Raw genomic sequence first — 14,787 nt, 5'->3', positions numbered from 1 at the left:
TTCAGAGAATTGATGTCAAACGCATGAAGAGCCCCGCCGGGACATCCTGGCGGGGCTCTTCATGTGGACTGACGGCAACGCTGACGGCAACGTCAGCGGACGCCTTTGTGGCGGGCGGGTCGTCGGCCGCCCCGAGGGCGTTGTTCAGGGTGTCAATGGCTTGGCGCTGGAGGCGGAGTCTGACGTGGGCGTAGACGGCGGCGGTGACGCCGATGTGGGCGTGACCGAGGAGTTCCTTGATCACGACGAGTTCGACGCCCTGCTCCAACAGCAGGGTGGCGGTCGAGTGGCGGAGGTCGTGGAAGCGGATGCGGCGGAGGCCAGCCTTACGGAGCAGTGTGGTGAAGGCGCGGGTGAGGTTGGTCGGGTCGATCGATCCGCCCTGCACGGTGGTGAACACGTGCCCGCTGTCCTGCCACGTGGTGCCTGCGGCCTCCCGTTCGCGTTGCTGCTGCTCGTGGTGGAGCTTCAGCGAGTGGACGCAGCGGGTGGGGAGGGCGATGCGACGCTCGGAAGCCCGCGTCTTGGTGGGCAGTGTGGTGAGCCCGCATGCGGTGGTGCGCTGAAGGGTGCGGCGGATGGCAGCGGTGCCTGCGTCGAGGTCGAGGTCTTCCCAGTGCAGGCCGAGGAGTTCGCCCTTGCGGAGTCCGGTGTGGAGGGCCAGTTCGAACAGTGCATGCAGCCGGTGGCCGTTTGCGGTGTTGAGGAACTGGCGGGCTTCGTCGGCGGTGAGGGGTTCGAAGCGTCGGGGACGTGGGGTGCCGGTGCGGACGTTGCGGGCCACGTTGCGCGGGATCTCCTCTTCGCGGACGGCGTGCTCCAGGGCGGACTTGAGCACGGAGTGGATGTAGGTAAGCGTCAGCGGAGAGAGCAGCTTGTGGCAGCACTGGCCGGCGGCGCAGCAGCGGGGCTCATCACGCCGGGCGTCGATGCGGCGGGTGCAGCACTGGCAGGTGGTGCGGAGCTGGTTGAGCCAGGTGTGGACGTCCTTGGCGGTGAGCTTGGCCAGCTTCTTCTTGCCGAGGTCGGGGATGAGGTACCGGTGGACGCAGGTGGTGTAGCGGGTGTGGGTGTTCTCGCGGAGGTGGTGGACGGCGACGTTCTCCAGCCAATAGGTCAGGTAGGCGGCCACGCTGCCCTGGGCGGACGGGATGGGGAGGCCGCGGTTGCTGGCGGCGATCTTCTCGGTGAGCTTGGCCAGGGCTTCCTTCCGGGTGGTGCCGTAGACGCGGACGCGGCGACGGGTGTTGCCGTGGGCGAGGACGTATCCGGCGGCTTCCCAGCGGCCGTCCTTGCGCTGGTAGACGGTTCCGTCGCCGTTGGCGCGTACGCGGCGGGAGGAACTGATGTCTCGGGGCGTGGTCATTAGGCGGCTTCCTGTTCGAGGCGGGTGCGGATGAAGTCGATAAGGGCGTGGGCGGGGATGCGGCGGGCGCGGCCGAGGGTGATCGAGGCGAGCTGTCCGGAGCGGAGCAGGTCGTAGACGGCGGAGCGGCCGAGCTGAAGGCGGGCCATCACCTGGGGGACCGTGAGCAGATCGAGCGCCGGTGCCGCCTCCGCACAGGGGACGGTGGCCGGGGGCGAGGCCATCAGCAGCCCCCTTCGGCTGCGAACTGCCGTTCCAGTTCCCTGCGGTGCCAGACGTGGGCGGCGAGGAGCGCGGCGCCGGGGCTGTAGCCGGTGCCGAGGTAGTCCCACTGGCCGACGACGAGCGTGGTGTCCGGGGCGGGCTCGGGCAGGCCGGCGTGGGCGCGGGCCTGTTCGGTGCGCCAGGCGCGGCGGGCTTCGCGCAGCGCGCCGAGGGTGGTGGAGTAGCGGCGGGACTTGGTGGAGAAGTGGCCTCGGAAGCCGAGCATGTGCGCCCACTTCCAGAGCTTGAGATCGGCGAACTCCGGCAGCTTGCCCAGCTCCCAGCAGGTGCGGATCATCTGCCGCACGTGCCGGGCGACGGCGAGGCGGGGCAGGGGCCGGGCCTGTCCGGTGCCGTCGCACGCGGTGCAGGGGAGCGGGGTTCCGTGGGGCAGGAGGGTTGCGCCGCGTCCCTGGCAGGGGCGGCAGAACAGGGCGCGGTCGAGGGTGCCGGAGGCGTCGGCGGACTTGGTGGCGTACTTCGCCACGTACGCGGCGACCGCCTGATCGGTCAGTTCGGCATCGGTGCCGAAAGCGGCGATCTCGCGCACGTCGAGCTGCTGGCCCCAGCCGAGTTCACGTTCCCCGACCGCGTCGGAGACGACGGAGATGCGGGCGCGTGGCGCGGCGGCGCGGACGGCATCGGTGAGCACGGCGATTGTGGCGTACGAGGGCGGGGGCTGGGTGCTGCCGTCGGGGCCGTCGAGGCGGATGACGGCGTGGAAGTGGACCAGGCCGCGCTTCTAGTAGTGCTTGGTCAGGTCGGTATGGGTTCTGGGGCCCAGTGGGCGGGGTTGCCGAACGCTGGCGCTGCGTGGGTGCGGGCGGACATGAAGGAGACGGTGCCGCCCAGCAGCTGGCCCTCGGCGGTGCCGTCGCCGTTCATGGTGAGCAGGACGCGGGCGTATCCGTAGAGCCACCCCGATAGGGTGAGCAGGATCTTCCCGCCCGGCCGGGCCTGCGCCAGCAGCGCAGGCGGCACAGCGCGGAAGGAGCACGCGGCCACGAACCGGTCGAACTTGGCCTCGGGCCAATAGCCGTACAGCCCGTCCGCCACCGCCGGCGTCGGCGTGTACCCGCACCCGTACAGGGCGCTGGCCGCCTGCTCCAGCCGGTGAGTGTCGACTTCGATGGGCACCTCGCGCTCGTTCAGCACGGCGATGACACGGTCCGCGGTGACGTCTTCCAGCGCGGTGACGACCAGGACGGTGGAGGCCATCGGGTCAGTCCGACTCGTAGTCGGTGGTGTTGTCGTCCTGCGTCTGCGGCTGCGGGTTCTGCCCGTCGCCACCGCCGGACATCGACGCGGTGCCGGTGGTCTTGCTCGTGCCGTGCTTGCCCATCTCCACCACCTGGCCGACGGCGTCGGTGTAGACAGCGGTCTGCGTCGCCGGATCGAGCGTCACCGCGGCGTACGAGGACGGGCCGACCGGCAGCCGGTCGGTGACCAGCCGCATCGCCCACGGAACCTGGGGTGCAAGCGTCGCCATGCGAGTTCCCTTCCCCTTGCGTCGGGCGGATAGCCGGGGCGGCCACCCGCCAGAGCAGAATCCGCGCCCGGCCAGGTCCCTGACCAGTACCGTGCGTGCCGCGAACCGTGGCGAAACTGCCACGCTCCGTGACACCGCGTCGGGGAGGGTGAGGCACCGGTGCCGAGCAGAGTAACCCGCACCTCGCGCTGTGGATCGCGGCGAGTGGCCTGTCCCACGGCGAGATCGCCCGCCGGATCGCCGCCGAAGCCATCCGCCAAGGTCACCGGCAGATCGCCCCGGACGCCACCCGTATCCGCCGCTGGACCGACGGCGAACGCCCCCGTCCGCCGGTGCCCGCGCTCCTGGCGGCGGTGCTGTCCGAGGCGGTCGGCCAGCCGCTCACCCCAGGTGATGTGGGCCTGACGGCCGCCGGGCCCGCGCTGGCTAGCATCCAGCTCCCGCTGCTGACCGAGGCAGCCGCCCAGACCCTGGTCGGATGGACGCAGATGGATCTCTTCCTCGACCGCCGAGACACCCTCAAGCTCGCCCTCGGCGCCCCGCTGATCCTGGCCGCCGAGCGGATGCTGGGCGGGCGGCACCGCCCGCCGGCTGACCCGTGGCACCAAGGGCTTCGACACCGACACCACCACGGCGCTGGAAGCGGTCACCGCGTTCTTCATGAAGGCCGACGCCTCCCAGGGCGGCGGCTTGTACCGCTCCGCGATCGTCGCCCAGCTCGCCGAAGTCGCCCGCCGTATCCAGGACGGCGTCCCACCGTCGCTCAAGCTTCGCGTCTTCGCGGCGACCGCCGACCTGGCCGCTCTGGCGGGGTGGGTCAGCCACGACTGCGGCCGGTACGCCACCGCACAGCGCTACTGGTCGTACGGCATCTACGCGGCCTCCGAGGCCGGGCAGCCGGACCGCGGGGTGGAGATCGTCACCCGCATGTCGCACCAGATGATCTATCTCGGGCACCCCGGCGACGCCCTCGGTCTGCTGGAGGTGGCCGCGGCGAAGACGAACCTGCCCGCGACCAGGGCGCTGGTCGCCTCCCAGACAGGGCGGGTCCACGCAGCCCTCGGCCACGAGCACGATGCTGAACGACACCTCGGCGTCGCCGACGAGCTGTGGCCGACGGCCTGGGCGACGACGTCCCGGAGTGGGTGGCGTACTTCGACGCCGCCGAGCGCGCCGGCGCCCGCGCGGTCTCCGCCCGCGACCTGCACGGCATCGGAGGGTCCCGCGCCGCGAGCGCCCACTTCACCGATGCCCTCGCGCTCAGGAAGCCGGGGTTCGAGCGGGTGCGCGTCATGGACCGCATCGGGCTGGCCGCCGCCCTGTTCACGGAAGGCGAGCCCGGGCAGGCAGCCGCAGCTGCACAGCAGGCGCTCGACGAGGCGGCTCGGGTCGACTCCACCTTGGTGGCTTCCCGGCTCAACACCCTGCTGGACGCCGCCCGCCCGTTCCGCACCGCCGACGAGGTGCGTACCCGCGCGAAGGATTTCGCGGCAGCGCGCCCGACGCCGGTTGCGGCCTGAGACCATCGAGACCATGGGCAAGCACTCCCGACCCGGACCGCCGAACCAGCCGTCCCGCGCCGTTCCCCGCGTCGACGCCAGCGACCCGCTGGCCGCGTACAACCGGCGGCGCCGCCCGCCGCTGGACGTCTGGCGCCGGCGTCGTCCGCTGCACGGCGGTGGCGGTCACCTTCGCCCTGACGAGCCGCGGTCCCTGGAGGAATGGGACGGATTTGCCTACGTTCCCGCAGGCACCGCCGACAACCTCTCCGCCGCCCGCGCGTGGGCTGGTGGAACCGGCACCGAGGCAGAAGGCACCGAAGAGTAGGTGGGTACTGGACGCCGCCCGGCGGCCGGGCTCGTGTCCGGCCGAGTGCTCGAAGTAGGCCGGAGGACGGTGCGCCGACCACGAAACGCCGAGTCTGGGTGCCGTCCGCCGTGGCGGCGCTGTATTCGGGTGGTGGGCTGAGCCGAATGTGATGCGGTGCCGTGGAGATCGGCCTCCGGCCCTTCCCGGCGAAGAGAGATTTTGGGCGGCCAACCGTACGTGCAGTCCGCCGCGGTCTCCCACAATCGACAGCCGGGAGGGACACCACCCCGCAGTGTTTCACCAGAGGGTGAGAGGCAGGCCTGCCTCCTCGGCTGCTTGGATGCGTTGTTCGATCATCGTGGCGGGCTCTCCCGCTTCGAGCGCGGCCCGAATTGCGTGGGCGATAGCATGTGTCCGCCCAGCAGCCCCGCGCGTATCCGCAAGAGGGCCGTGGGGATTGCGACGCCGCAGCGACCACTCGGCGCGGTTCTCCGCAGCTGTCCCGAGCCGCAGGTGGGCCGGGTTCGTGCAGCCGTGGAAGTCGCAGGTGTGGCACACCACAGGGTCCTCAGCAGCGCTCCAGCCAGGTCGGTCTATCACTCCGTGGGCGAGCTGATAGGCGAACAGATGCGCCGGAACGGTTCCGCGGCGGGACGGTCCGGGAAGACTCGCGGCGCGAAAGGAACCGTGGCTGGTGGAGCTGACTGCGTTCAGCCAGGGCCAGCAGAGGGTTGTCGACCTGACGTATCGCTTGGCTTCGAACCGTGCGACAACATCCGCGTCGTTCAACCAGGCACGCCAAAGCTCTGCGGGCAGCCGAATTTCCATCGGCTTCCCGAGGAGCGACAGCTGCTCGCCAGAACCATTCACAGGCTTGTGCTGAGGCGGGACTCCCTCCAGCAGGAGCTGATCGTCTCCTCCGCTCACGACGCGTCTGCCTTGGGAAGCTTGAGGTCAGGCGGGTATCCCTTGGCTCGCAGGAAGGCATCGAGGGCGAGTGCGACGATGTCGCCGTGCGCAATGTCCGAGTCGGCGTTGTAGCGGCGGATGCGTCGTTGGAGCTGGAGCACGTCAGGGACGGCGTAGTTGAATTGCCCACGACTGGTATGGCGCCCGCTGATGATGTCCAACGTGTCTGGATGGGGCGCGAACGGGTCGTCGATGGGGTCGGATTGCGCTTCGAGGACGTCAGCCATGTCGCGCAGCTGACGGGCGTGGTGCGAGAGATCGGGCATGGGGTGCTCCGGTCGGATCCACTAGTCGACTAGCTAGCCGCCTATTGGACTATTGGAATAGTCGAGGGACGGGTGGCCGCGAACGAGCGATACGTTCGCGGCCACCCAGGTGCCGTGCGCCGTGTCAGAACCCGCGGGCGGTGAGCCACTCGTCCAGCGCGACCGAGACGATGTCTCCGACGGGCAGATGGTCGAGTTCGTTGTCCAGCGCAAAGCGCTTGATCCGCCGCTTCAGCTTCAGCGCAGCGGGAACCGACGCGTCGAGGCTCTCGCGCGCGATGATGCGCTGGTTCAGGACGACGCCGGCCTCGGGGATGCCCGCAGGCCGGCCGGGCCCCTGGGTCCAGGGCGTTCCCTGACTGGGCGCCGTCTCCGACGGCACCTTCTGCTCCTGGCGAGGCCCCGGACCTTCGTTCTTCACCGGGAACGCGCTACCGCCCGCAACGGGAAGAACTGCGGGGCGAACCGCTACCTCGGCAGCCTGGGCCATACTCGGAGCAGCGGACGTGTTCTGGGATAGTCCGCCCTGCGCAACGCGCTCGGCCGACTGCGTAGGCGGAACCACAGCCGCCGCGGGTTCCGGTGCCGGAACCGCAGGCTGCACCTGCCGCTCCACCGGTTCCTGAGGAGATTCCAGCCGCACATCGGGGGAGACGACGGCCGGACCAGTCGCCTGGCTGGCGGCTGGCGCCTGCACAGGGCCGCCCTGCGCGACCACATCGGACAGTGCATCGGACGCCTGAGGCACCCCGGGTACCGCGTCGCGATGCTCCGCCGACTCCTTGACGGGAGTCGAGAAAGGAGCGGGCTGAACCTCCGGCTCGCTCACAGCAGGACGGCCTTCGCCCTGGGCGGCTGCCTGTTCAGCAGCGAACTGCTCGGGGGTGAGCTCGGCGGCCGGCGGCGGGGGAGGCGGGGTCGTCTTCTTGGCAGCTCCGCCGAGGACCCGGCCCTTCGGCCGGGCCGGGGGCTTCATCCGTTCGGTCATGCTGCGTTCAGCTCCTTCATGAGTGCGGCGTACTCGCTCAGCTCGGTCGGGATCTCGCCGAAGGCCTCCATGTAGTGCACCCACGCGTGAATGACGGTCTCCGCGAGCGGGAACGGCTCGTCGCGGTCCGGGCCGATGCCCTCGCCCTCGGCGGGTTCCAGCAGCTTCCCCTTCGCGGTGCGGGGCAGGCTGGTGCGGTCGTCGGCCTTCACCAGGACCACGTGGGCGGTGACGTCGTGCTCGTTGCGGGCGGCGGTGCGCTCGGCCTCGTCGAAGGTGGCCACGAGCTTGCGACGCTCGATCTTGGTCGGTGCGACCGGCACGATCAGCCGGTTCGCCTCGGTAACAGCCTCGTGGAACAGCTTCGCGCTGCCACCGCCGGCGTCGACCACGATCGCACCGAACTCGGCACGCTTCTCCCGGATGTACTCGGCGATGTCGTCGAACGGGTATCGCTCGACCACCAGGTTCTCCGGCATCTCGAAACCCTCGGCCTTGGCGACCTTGAACCAGTCGTACGCGGACTGGCTGGTCGCGTCGGCGTCCAGGAGCAGTGTCGGCAGTCCGAGGACCACGGCGTAGTACAGGGCGATGAACCAGGCCGAGGTGGTCTTGCCGGTGCCGCCCTTGAGCATGCCGACGACGATGACGAAGGCATCCCAGGTGCGGGCCGTGGCCGCAGCCAGGGTCTTGTGACGGGTGTTCTCGTTCACGTGTGCTTGATCTCCTGAAATTGGAAGGTGCGTTGTCTTGCGCGGGGTGTCGACGGCGTCGACACCTGATGGGGCGTCGCTTCATTCGGACGCGCGGGGGTGCCCGTGCCGCGGAACGGCAGCCGGGATGGTGCAAGGGCGGGTTCTCGATCTGACCGGCACAGCGGGCGACACCAGCGAGGGATAGGGCGCTCACGACCGCTTCCTCACCTGGCCGGCGGGGCCGCGACGGTGCTGGGGCCGCATGCGGGTGCCGGCCTGGTTGAGGAGTCGGTAGACCGTGGCGACGGAGTAGTTGCACTCCTTGGCGAGTTTCGGGACCGTGGCGCCCGCCTCGTACTTCGCTCGCAAGGACACCGCGAGCTTCTGCCGCTCTGAGGCCTTCGCTGCGGAACGCAACCGCCGTGTCTGCTGCGAGGTGCGCGGGGTACCACCGGCCTCGATCAGCAGGCGCCGGGCGGCAACCCTTGTCCGCGCCCCGGCCGCTGCCAGCTCGGTGAGGGTCGCGCCGTGCTGCTCGTACAGCGTGCGCAGATGAGCTGCGAGACGCTGGCGGGCTGGTCCGTCCTCGCGCATCCTGCGGGTCTGCCACGACGTGCGCATCACGGTCCCGGCCTCGTACAGGCGGTTGATGACCGTGCCGTACGACAAGTTGCTGCTGGCTACGAGTTCGTCGACCGTGGCTCCGGATTCGTACCGGACGCGCAAGGCCTCCGGTGTGACAGGATCGTCGTCCTCATGCGGCGCGGACGGCTGCGTGTTCATGCAACGGACTCCCATTCCCTGAGTGCTTCGGTGTGTGCGGCGGCTAGCTCGTCGTACGAGCGCTGGTCGTACGGGCTGATGAGGATCAAGCGCCCGTCACTGGCGACCCGCCATGCCGGATCTATCCGGCCAGTCGCCGGATTGAGGACGACCCCGCCGGGCCCGCGCCAGGTCGTTGGAATCTCGTCGGGACGCAGAGCTGGAACCATCACCTGACGGCCCTCGCGGACCACGACAAGGGCCTTGCTGCGGTGCTCCGGCAGCTGTGCCAGCGCCTCCCGATATGCCGCCCGCTCGGCAGCGTGGAGCGCCCTGCGGTTCGCAGCGATGCCTGTGGTCCCGCTCTGGGCGGCGATCAGGTCCCAGCCATGCGCGGGTACGACCTGCCGGTCGGTAACAGCCTCCAGATGGCTGTTACCGAAGCCCTCAAGTGCCCGGGGCGCCAGCGACCAGATTTCGCCGATGTGGTGCACCAGACCGTGGTTCGCGAGTCGGCGGAGAGCCCGGTATGTGGTGGCACGAGAGACGGAGGAGGTGATGACGAGTTCGCTGACGGTCTGGCTGGAGCGGGCGTGCAAGGCGCCGATGATCATGAGAGCGGAGCTGCCCAGGCCGTGGTGAGCGAAGGCATCGTGGGCCATCAGGTGGCTGATGACAGTGGAGTCGACGTCGGCCGAGATGGCCGTCTCGGGGTTGGACCACTCCTCAAGTGCCGGGTCGGGGGGGAACTGAGTGGTCTGATGGCGAGAAAGCGGGGGCTGTGTGGCGGCGCCAGGACCGTTGCCGAGGTACCAGGTGGAGCCCTCCCTGCCATGACCGACCCGCAGCCGGCGCAGCCATCCGCCCGGCTTCAGAACGGTCTCGTACGCGTTGCGCAGCGTCTGTCGGGAGAGTCCGGCTTCCTCTGCTGCCTGGCGCTCGCTCGCGGCGTGCAGACGGCCACCAGCGGTCTCGGCGAAGTTGAGGTGGGCGCGTAGCACTCGCAAGGCGGTGCGTCCTCGCTCCCCACGCCATGGGGTGATCTCGATGCGGTCGCGGAGGGCCGCGAGGTCCTCGTGGGAGTGCTGACGGGACTCAACCTCTGCCGTGCTGTCGACCGTTGCACAGGCGCTGTCCCAGACTCGATGGACGTACGCGAGGGCGCGTGCCTGCCCAGAGCGCAGCGCGATGTTCTGCGTGTGCCGCCCGCCCTCGTGATCCGGGTGCATGAGCAGGTGCGTCAGCTGGTCGACGTTGCCCCCGATGCGGGCAACGTGGCAGGCGAGAGCCGCGGTGATCCGATGGCCGTGCTCGGCAAGACCCTGCCGTTCCTCGCGCTGGACGACCCGTCCGTCACGATCGAGCTTGCTGTAAGCGCCTGCTGCGTAGCGGCCGGTGAGGTCGCCGAGAAGCACGAGATCAGCGGCGATCCGCGGGAGCTCGGCGAGTCCCAGCGATGAGGTTTGGGTGCCTGTGACTGCCTCTGGTTGGGAGTTTGCTGGACGTGAAGCCTTCTGCGAGTAGTGCGGAGGGGGTGCGTCGTATGGCATTCTGAGGGTCGTCTCGCAAAGACATGGACGCCACCTGGGCCCGCTAAAACCACGGGTGGTGCCCGGAACCGACCTCCAATCGGTGCCAGCGAAGCCTCCAGGATTGCCGTCCTGGGGGCTTTCGTATGCCTGGCTCCATCGGAGGCAGGCGTCCCCATCGCAACTCGACCGTAGGGGAAGCAGAGAACTGCAGAGGTCACTCCGTCTGATCGAACCGTCCAACTCGGTCTACACGGAGGTGATTTCAGAGGGATCGCCTCTGACTGCCTCCGGGTGGCCCGGGTCGAACCGGGGTCGAATCAGAGCGTTTTCCTCTGACTGCCTCCGATCACCTCTGCAACCCGTCCTAGCAGGTCACAGCCGCTTCGGCCTCCATAAGCCCAGGTCAGAGAGGTGCGGCAGAATTACCACGAGTACACGGTCAAGACCCCGGGATCCTCCACCCGCGGCGCCCGCCGCATCGTCACGGGGAAGCAGACCGACGAGGACTACTACACGGCCGATCACTACGCGTCGTTCGATCTGATCGACTACGACTGCTGAACCGGCGCCCGGTCGGGTCCTGTCCTAGCCGGATCCGCGGCTCTCCGCGGCGGCGAACAGCGCGAACGCCAGCACGACGAGTGCGACGCTCACGTAGATCTCGTAGCCGTCCAGGAAGCCGAGCCGGCGCACGAGCCCCACGCGCCAGTGGACCATCTCGTGCAGCAGGCCCAGCACGCCCTGCGCCAGGGCGATGAAACCGAGTACTCCCAGCAGTTCCCTCATGAGAAGACCCTCGCCCCGCGGCCCCCCCCACAGACATCGGCCGCGGGGCGAGGCACCTTCGACGGAAGGCTCGGCCGCGCCGCACCGGCCGCGCCGAAAGTAGGCCCCGCCGCGACCTTCGTCGACGCTCCCCGCTCCTTCGGTAGGCGATCCGACCGGAGAGGAGGTGGCGGAGCCGCCCGCTGCGTAGATTTGTCGACCATGAGCGCTGACGACGGCACGCCACACCCGGCGCCGAGATTCACCAGGCACCGCTGGCTGCTGCCGTCCGCCGTGGTCGCGGAGCTGGACCCGGACGCCGAGCGCCCCGGACGGCCGCCCCGGCGCACCGCCCGCGACTGGGTCGTCGACTTCACCTGCTTCCTGCTGGCCATCGTCATCGGCCTGGCCGTCGCCGAGTCGCTCCCGGACACCCGGGACCTGCCGCGGGCCGTCGTCGTGGCCGACCAGCTGCTGGGCGCCCTCGCCTGCGCCGCGGTCTGGCTGCGCCGCCGATGGCCCCTCGGCCTCGCCATCGCGACGCTCCCGGTCGCCTTCGTCTCCACCACCTCGGCCGGCGCCTGCACGGTCGCCCTCTTCACCCTCGCCGTGCACCGGCCCTTCCGGTACGTGGCCTGGGTCGGCGGCATCCAGCTCGCGCTGATCCCGCTGCTGATGTGGGCCCGCCCCGACCCCGACCTGGACTACGGCACGGCGGTGGTGTTCACCGCCGTCCTGACCGTCGCGGTCATCGGCTGGGGCATGGTCGTACGGTCCAAGCGGCAGCTCATGGTCAGCCTGCGCGACCGCGCGCGGCGCGCCGAGACCGAGGCGCGGCTGCGGGCCGAACAGGCGCAGCGGCTGGCCCGCGAGGCCATCGCCCGCGAGATGCACGACGTGCTCGCGCACCGGCTGACCCTGCTCAGCGTGCACGCGGGCGCGCTGGAGTTCCGGCCGGACGCGCCCCGGGAGGAGATCACGCGGGCCGCCGGGGTCATCCGGGAGAGCGCCCACGAGGCCCTCCAGGACCTCCGCGAGATCATCGGCGTCCTGCGGGCCGGGGAGCCCGACGACCAGGGCGGCCGTCCGCAGCCCACGCTGGCCGCCCTGGACGCGCTGGTCAGCGAGTCCCGCGAGGCCGGCACCAAGGTCACCCTCGACCAGCGGGTCACCGCCCCCGCCGCCGTGCCCGCCTCCGTCGGCCGCACCGCCTACCGCATCGCCCAGGAGTGCCTCACCAACGCCCGCAAGCACGCCCCCGGCACCGAGGTCGCCGTGAGCGTCTCCGGCGGCCCCGGCGAGGGCCTCACCGTGACCGTGCGCAACCCGGCCCCCGAGGGCGACGTCCCGCCCGTTCCCGGCTCCGGCCAGGGCCTCATCGGCCTGACCGAACGCGCCACGCTGGCCGGCGGCCGCCTGGAGCACGGGCCCGCGACGGACGGCGGCTTCGAGGTACGGGCCTGGCTGCCCTGGCCGTCCACGCCCTAGCTGTATTGATCACGAGCGTTGTTGACACCGGCCGGCTTGATCATGACGAAGACCTCCGGTGTGGTGGAGCTGTCTAGGACTGAGCCTCCGCCAACTTGAAGACGCAGGTCAAAGGGCTGGTGTGACCGGCTTCGGGGAACTCGTGCTGGTCGTGGGCGGAAGTCCGCGGAGAAGATCGTTTGTCAGCATGGTGGAGCCGAAAGAAAGGCGATGCAGCAGCGTCGGCGGATGTGCGAGCCTTCTGTCCCCAGACGCCGACCGAGAAGACTCTGATGACCCGCGATGATGCCCTCAAGCAGCTCAGCCACATCGCGCGCGAGCGGGCATTCGGTAGGCATGTCGGGTCCGACCGGCTCATCCAGGCAGGTCTTGACGCCCTCATTGCCGAGGTTGAGAGTCCCTCCCTCGCCATGCTGGCCGGCCTCCTCCGGAGCGAGGAACCCGAAGCGCCAGCGCTCTTCGACCAGGTATTGGAGGAATTGGGGCTACTCTTCCACCCACCCGCTGACCGTCGGGCCGCAAAGTGGGCGCTGGCTTACTGGGTCGCCGGTCAGATCGCCGACGGATCCCTGGATCCCTCCACCGGCACGCACCTCATCTGGGCAGACATCGCCTACGACCTCGGCTACCCCGAAGAGCTGGAACCACTTGTCCACTGCGCACACAACCTGGACGGCTGGGAGGAGAGCTGGGGAGTCTCCCTGGAGGAACTCAACAGGGAAGCAGTCGAGGCGGCGGAGCAGTTCGTGAACAAGCGGTCGGCGGCAGAAGCCGGGAGCTGACCGTCCGGTTCTTGCTCGTTGCGGTCCTGCGGCCTTCTACGATCCTGTGCATGATGGATCCCGAGCTGTTGGAACGGATTACCGCGCGGCGCGCAGAACTGGACGAACTCGAAGAACAGCTGGCCAAGCAGCTGGCGGAGGTACGGGCCGAGCGGGACGAACTCGCCGTCGCCGAACGGGTCCTTGAACGGATAACCGGGCAGCTCGCCGAGGAACGCGCCTCGACCGGGCCGATGCCCGGGCAGGTGGCGGGCCGAGCCGTGATGCTGATCCCACACCGCGAACCGGGCGTGGAGGAGGACTCGCTCCCGTGGGACTACCAGCGCATCATCACCGACGTGCGGCAGGCCGCCGGACCGGTCATGGCCCGCGAGGTCGGCGAGGTGGTGGGGGTGGACGTCAGCGTGAAGGCCAAGCTGGAACCGCTACGAGGCAAGCTGATCAGACTCGTCGATCGCGGCTGGCTGCGGAAACTTCCCGACGGCCGGTTCACCACCCGCCTGTGACCAGGAGCACCGCCACTCGGAGCGGCTCGGCACGGGCGTAACCGGAGTGCCCCCGGCGGCCGTTGGAATTGTGTGACGAATACCGAAGAGCGCGCCGAGGACACCTGCTCGCTTGTCTACCAGTGCCGTCTGCCGCTGTCCACGCGCACCGTCAACCACCTCGCCGATCTGCTACGGCGCCACCTGAAGGCGATTCGGTCCAGGTGGCGGATCCTGCCGCCGGGGAAGATCGCGGTGATCATCCTGGCCGTGCTGCGTCACGACCAGCGCCTGGCCGACATGGCCGGCGGCAACGACGTGTCCGAGTCCACCGTCCGCCGCTGGCGCGACGAGCTGATCGGACTGCTCGCCGCCCAGGCACCGCGCCTGGACCGCGCCCTGATGAAGGTGGCCAAGCAGGGCGGGGAGGTAGTCCTGATCGACGGCACCCTCATCCGGACCCAGCGCCGCACCGGGAGGGCCGACCGGCGGAACTATTCCGGCAAGCACCGCAGCCACGGCCTGCACTTCCTCGCCCTGACCCACGAGAGAGGCCGACTGATCTGGATATCTGCCGCCCGGCCTGGCCGCACCCACGACAACACCGCCGCCCGCCACGACCACATCCTGGCCCACCTGCGCGCCGCCGGCCTCGGGGCGCTGGCCGACCTCGGCTTCCGCGGCCTGGACAACGACATCCTCGATCCCCTGATCGTCACGGGCTACATCGCCACTCGTACCCACAAGCTCGCTCGAGGCGAGAAGGAGGCCAACGGCGTCCTCGCCGTCGGACGTGCACCGGTCGAGCACGGCTTCGCCCACCTCAAGAACTGGCGGATCCTCACCAAACTCCGCACCGACCCCGCCCGCGCCACCCGCCTCCTGCGAGCCCTGCTCGTCCTGACGAACCTCGAAATCAACCGCTGACGGATGATCTTCTCCGCGGACTCCCGCCCACGACCAGCACGAGTACCCCGGGGACCGGTCACACCAGCCCTTTGACCTGCGGCTTCAGGTTGGCGGAGGCTCACTCTGCACCGCACAGGAGGTCTTCGTGTCCCACCGTAATGCCCGGCTGACCGTGTTCGGCAGGCGGCTGCTGGTCGAGCGTGTCCTGTCAGGCCGTG

Annotated in this window: 15 protein-coding genes and 3 pseudogenes; 7 read left to right on the top strand and 11 right to left on the bottom strand. The window is 69.7% G+C overall.

Annotated elements, in window-relative coordinates:
• Position 1: 1 nt before the first annotated feature.
• The 5 genes and pseudogenes from ACZ6D7_RS45095 to ACZ6D7_RS45075 all read right to left on the bottom strand — a co-directional run bounded on the left by ACZ6D7_RS45095 (position 2) and on the right by ACZ6D7_RS45075 (position 3,119).
• A complete protein-coding gene (locus ACZ6D7_RS45095) occupies positions 2-1,366 on the bottom strand; it encodes a tyrosine-type recombinase/integrase (protein ID WP_469504209.1) in 1,365 nt (454 codons plus the stop codon).
• Positions 1,366-1,590 carry a helix-turn-helix domain-containing protein gene (locus tag ACZ6D7_RS45090; RefSeq protein WP_469504207.1) on the bottom strand — a complete coding sequence of 75 codons (225 nt, stop codon included), beginning with the start codon at positions 1,588-1,590 and terminating at the stop codon, positions 1,366-1,368. The genes ACZ6D7_RS45095 and ACZ6D7_RS45090 overlap by 1 nt, the downstream gene beginning before the upstream one ends.
• Positions 1,590-2,372: pseudogene (locus ACZ6D7_RS45085) on the bottom strand (replication initiator); the annotation flags it as partial. The pseudogene ACZ6D7_RS45085 and the gene ACZ6D7_RS45090, both read right to left, overlap by 1 nt.
• 35 nt (positions 2,373-2,407) lie before the next feature.
• Positions 2,408-2,761 (bottom strand): annotated as a pseudogene (locus ACZ6D7_RS45080) (ATP-grasp peptide maturase system methyltransferase); the annotation flags it as partial.
• A 91-nt stretch (positions 2,762-2,852) separates the two neighbouring features.
• Positions 2,853-3,119: a putative ATP-grasp-modified RiPP gene (locus ACZ6D7_RS45075; RefSeq protein ID WP_469504205.1), complete on the bottom strand. Its 267-nt coding sequence runs from the start codon at positions 3,117-3,119 to the stop codon at positions 2,853-2,855.
• Positions 3,120-4,228: 1,109 nt separating this feature from the next.
• On the opposite strand from ACZ6D7_RS45075, the gene ACZ6D7_RS45070 reads away from it, so the two are divergent.
• The gene (locus ACZ6D7_RS45070; RefSeq protein ID WP_469504202.1) at positions 4,229-4,639 is read left to right on the top strand and encodes a hypothetical protein; all 411 of its coding nucleotides are present in this window, start codon (positions 4,229-4,231) and stop codon (positions 4,637-4,639) included.
• A gap of 13 nt (positions 4,640-4,652) precedes the next feature.
• On the top strand, positions 4,653-4,946 hold the full coding sequence (locus tag ACZ6D7_RS45065) for a DUF6087 family protein (RefSeq protein ID WP_469504200.1): 294 nt from the start codon (positions 4,653-4,655) through the stop codon (positions 4,944-4,946).
• Positions 4,947-5,851: 905 nt separating this feature from the next.
• Here the strand turns inward: ACZ6D7_RS45065 and ACZ6D7_RS45060 are convergent.
• From ACZ6D7_RS45060 to ACZ6D7_RS45040, 5 genes are all read right to left on the bottom strand, one after another.
• Positions 5,852-6,163: a hypothetical protein gene (locus ACZ6D7_RS45060; protein WP_469504197.1), complete on the bottom strand. Its 312-nt coding sequence runs from the start codon at positions 6,161-6,163 to the stop codon at positions 5,852-5,854.
• Between the two features lie 124 nt (positions 6,164-6,287).
• Positions 6,288-7,151 (bottom strand): hypothetical protein, encoded by an 864-nt coding sequence (locus tag ACZ6D7_RS45055; protein ID WP_469504195.1) that lies wholly within the window; start codon positions 7,149-7,151, stop codon positions 6,288-6,290.
• A complete protein-coding gene (locus ACZ6D7_RS45050; protein WP_469504193.1) occupies positions 7,148-7,864 on the bottom strand; it encodes a ParA family protein in 717 nt (238 codons plus the stop codon). The genes ACZ6D7_RS45055 and ACZ6D7_RS45050 overlap by 4 nt, the downstream gene beginning before the upstream one ends.
• Before the next feature lie 192 nt (positions 7,865-8,056).
• On the bottom strand, positions 8,057-8,629 hold the full coding sequence (locus ACZ6D7_RS45045; RefSeq protein ID WP_469504191.1) for a helix-turn-helix domain-containing protein: 573 nt from the start codon (positions 8,627-8,629) through the stop codon (positions 8,057-8,059).
• Positions 8,626-10,023, bottom strand: a complete 1,398-nt coding sequence (locus ACZ6D7_RS45040) for a helix-turn-helix domain-containing protein (RefSeq protein ID WP_469504189.1) — start codon at positions 10,021-10,023, stop codon at positions 8,626-8,628. The genes ACZ6D7_RS45045 and ACZ6D7_RS45040 overlap by 4 nt, the downstream gene beginning before the upstream one ends.
• A 540-nt stretch (positions 10,024-10,563) precedes the next feature.
• Here ACZ6D7_RS45040 and ACZ6D7_RS45035 point away from each other — a divergent pair.
• Positions 10,564-10,701, top strand: a pseudogene (locus tag ACZ6D7_RS45035) (ribonuclease domain-containing protein); the annotation flags it as partial.
• Positions 10,702-10,725: 24 nt separating this feature from the next.
• Here the strand turns inward: ACZ6D7_RS45035 and ACZ6D7_RS45030 are convergent.
• Entirely contained in the window at positions 10,726-10,926 is a 201-nt protein-coding gene (locus ACZ6D7_RS45030) for a hypothetical protein (RefSeq protein WP_469504188.1), read from the bottom strand.
• Positions 10,927-11,127: 201 nt separating this feature from the next.
• Here ACZ6D7_RS45030 and ACZ6D7_RS45025 point away from each other — a divergent pair, with 201 nt between their 5' ends.
• From ACZ6D7_RS45025 to ACZ6D7_RS45010, 4 genes are all read left to right on the top strand, one after another.
• Complete coding sequence (locus ACZ6D7_RS45025) at positions 11,128-12,393, top strand: sensor histidine kinase (protein ID WP_469504186.1); 1,266 nt, start codon at positions 11,128-11,130, stop codon at positions 12,391-12,393.
• 272 nt (positions 12,394-12,665) lie between these two features.
• The gene (locus tag ACZ6D7_RS45020) at positions 12,666-13,175 is read left to right on the top strand and encodes a hypothetical protein (protein ID WP_469504184.1); all 510 of its coding nucleotides are present in this window, start codon (positions 12,666-12,668) and stop codon (positions 13,173-13,175) included.
• A gap of 50 nt (positions 13,176-13,225) precedes the next feature.
• A complete protein-coding gene (locus tag ACZ6D7_RS45015) occupies positions 13,226-13,681 on the top strand; it encodes a hypothetical protein (protein WP_469504183.1) in 456 nt (151 codons plus the stop codon).
• A gap of 72 nt (positions 13,682-13,753) precedes the next feature.
• Positions 13,754-14,587, top strand: coding sequence for a transposase family protein (locus tag ACZ6D7_RS45010; protein ID WP_469504180.1), 834 nt, complete (start codon positions 13,754-13,756; stop codon positions 14,585-14,587).
• Positions 14,588-14,787: the final 200 nt, after the last annotated feature.

It is taken from the genome of Streptomyces sp. NPDC041784 (genome assembly GCF_055591025.1).
This window is presented reverse-complemented; position numbering and strand designations above follow the sequence as displayed.